3 protein-coding genes are annotated in these 2,745 nt (G+C 34.4%); all 3 read right to left on the bottom strand.

Features of this window, described 5'->3' with window-relative positions; translation table 11 throughout:
- Positions 1-124: 124 nt before the first annotated feature.
- A complete protein-coding gene (locus GFJ99_RS13110) occupies positions 125-316 on the bottom strand; it encodes a hypothetical protein (RefSeq protein ID WP_153209475.1) in 192 nt (63 codons plus the stop codon).
- 35 nt (positions 317-351) lie between these two features.
- Complete coding sequence (locus GFJ99_RS13115) at positions 352-600, bottom strand: hypothetical protein (RefSeq protein ID WP_153209477.1); 249 nt, start codon at positions 598-600, stop codon at positions 352-354.
- A 159-nt stretch (positions 601-759) separates the two neighbouring features.
- Entirely contained in the window at positions 760-2,058 is a 1,299-nt protein-coding gene (locus GFJ99_RS13120) for a T9SS type A sorting domain-containing protein (RefSeq protein WP_153209479.1), read from the bottom strand.
- Between the last annotated feature and the right edge of the window lie 687 nt (positions 2,059-2,745).

Here is a 2,745-nt window from a genome sequence, read left to right on the forward strand (position 1 = left end):
AACACCAAGCCATTACAAATATAACAAAACATTCCATTCAGCAGCGGATTTTCCGAAGGAAAATCCGGAAGTAGCCATTGAAGCAAACCGCTGTTAGCAGTAGTACATTTAAATCTTATCGAATTTACAAATTGTTTAAGTAATGTTCAAGCTTTTCTATCTCGATTGAGTTTACCGTGTCAATTATCATCTCCAACCCAATATAACTACCATATTTTTTTATTTTTTCAATAATTTCTGAAGAAAGTTTTTTACCAAGTCTCTTTTCAGAGGTTTCTATAATATACGTTTGCATATTTGAAGCTACTTTGTCCATAATTTATTCCGTTTGTTTGGTTTTAATACTAACAATTAATATAATTCTAAATCCTTTTTATCAATATATAAAGAATTCTTAATTGGATTATGGTTTTCTAAATCAAAATCATCGATATTTTTTTCAAATACTACTAAAACTTTTTCAGGATTGAAGTCTGCTTCTTCTATTACGATGCCTTTTTCACCAATCAGTTTCCAGTAATTTTCTCTAACTTTTACTTTAGTTGTAGGTTTTAAAGTTCCGTTAAAAGTTTTTAATTTAATTACTGTGTTTTTCTCCATTTAGTTTTGGTGTATTACTGCTAACGGTTTGCAGCTACCCGAAGGTGGCGATTTCGAAGCACTTCACTGTCAACCAAGCAGAAACTTTGATATGAAGCACAAAGCTTGATTTAACCACTGAATCGCCACTTTTGGGTAGGTGCTGTTATGGGCTGTGTTTTATCTTTTTATAAATTTCAAATTAGTTTCATCAATCCTAATTACATAAAGCCCAGTTGGCAATTGAGATACATCAATTACAAAATTGTCATTTACTACAAGTCCCGAATTGTAAAGTTTTCCAGTGTAATCAAAAATCTGATAGAATTCCCCAACTTTGGATTCAAATGTTTCTACTCGTAATTCCGTATCTGTTGGGTTCGGGAAAATTTTTATTTGTGATTGTTTAGTTATTGAATTTACCGAAGCAAGTGTAGTGCAATAAAACACGTTGACTTGCAAATCAGCTTGGGAAAAGGTGCAGATTCCTGTGGTGTGGCTTTGAAGTATTATGCCAAATGAATTGTCATTAACAATTGCTGGTGTTAAACTAGCAGACCACAGGTCTGAGGAGTTTCCCGATATATTTGTTGTAAATGCTGAAGCTGAATCTCGTTTTGCACTGCTAATGATGTTTCCATTGTAGGCTAAATACAGAGAGTCAATGGTGTTAGACCCAGTGTTACAACCTCCGTGTTTATGGGTCACTTCCACGCCTGTGATAGTAGCGCCAACAGGAATATTAAGATCTAGATCGTAAAAATAAAGTTGATTTGAAACATCGTTTGGGTTAATTAATTCAGCTATAGGCGAATTCGCAAAACCACTGCCGGTATATCCCAAGGGATTAGTAATGACATAAGAAACAAGTCCATTTGGAACAGGAATATTAGTAGCACTGTCAGGAATCCCAACATAATTAATAGGACTACAATCGCTATAAAATACTTCTATTTGCAAATCAGCTTGTTCAAAGGTGCAGATTCCTGTCGTGTGGCTTTGAAGTATTATGCCAAATGAATTGTCATTAACAATTGAAGGTGTTAAACTAGCAGACCACAAGTCTAAAGAGTTTCCCGATATATTTGTTGTAAATGCTGAAGCTGAATCTCGTTTTGCACTGCTAATGATGTTTCCATTGTAGGCTAAATACAGAGAGTCAATGGTGTTAGACCCAGTGTTACAACCTCCGTGTTTATGGGTCACTTCCACGCCTGTGATAGTAGCGCCAACAGGAATATTAAGATCTAGATCGTAAAAATAAAGTTGATTTGAAACATCGTTTGGGTTAATTAATTCAGCTATAGGCGAATTCGCAAAACCACTGCCGGTATATCCCAAGGGATTAGTAATGACATAAGAAACAAGTCCATTTGGAACAGGAATATTAGTAGCACTGTCAGGAATCCCAATAGAAGATGTTTGTGAAAAAGCACCTAGGCTTATCAATAAAAGAAATGTAGTTAGTGTTGTTTTCATTTTTAAAATTTTAAGTTTTACTAATTCATTAGACTAAAAATTGTCGATTGGTTCCTATTAAACTTGCCCATAACGTTTCACCAGCTTGCTTTCAGTGGCGAACCATCAAGACCAAGCCATTACAAATATAAAACAAAACTTTTAATTAAGCAACTGTGCTAAAACAAATATGCCTGAAGTCGCCATTGAAGCAAACTGTTGTTGCACACAGTATTTATTTTCACGAACTTAAATTTAGTATAAAATCGGTTTTCGTTTGCAATTTTCGGCAAAATTTGGCTTTTCAAGAGTTTTTGAATTCCAATTTTCGTTCAGTTTTCGCTTTTCACGACTTTCTCGAGTTTCCGTATTCCAACTTTTGGCAAAATTTGGTTTTTCACGCAATTTTTCGGCTTTCAATTGTCGATAATTATAAGTTTTCGGCACAAAATTGTCATTAAAATGCTAAAATCCGAGAATTGTCTTTAAAGGTTTTCAGTACAATTATTTTCGATTTTTTTAAGTTCGTTGCTTTTCTTTTCGGTAACAATTTTCTGTAAATTTGATGCGAAAAACCAACAAGAATAAGGTCTGCGTAAGTTCGGAAAATATATTGTGTGCAACGTTATGTGGCTTGCTTTCAGTGGCGTTGCACCAACACCAAGCCATTACAAATATAACAAAACATTCCATTCAGCAGCGGATTTT

Source organism: Flavobacterium sp. LMO6, assembly GCF_009495795.1.
Classification (GTDB): domain Bacteria; phylum Bacteroidota; class Bacteroidia; order Flavobacteriales; family Flavobacteriaceae; genus Flavobacterium.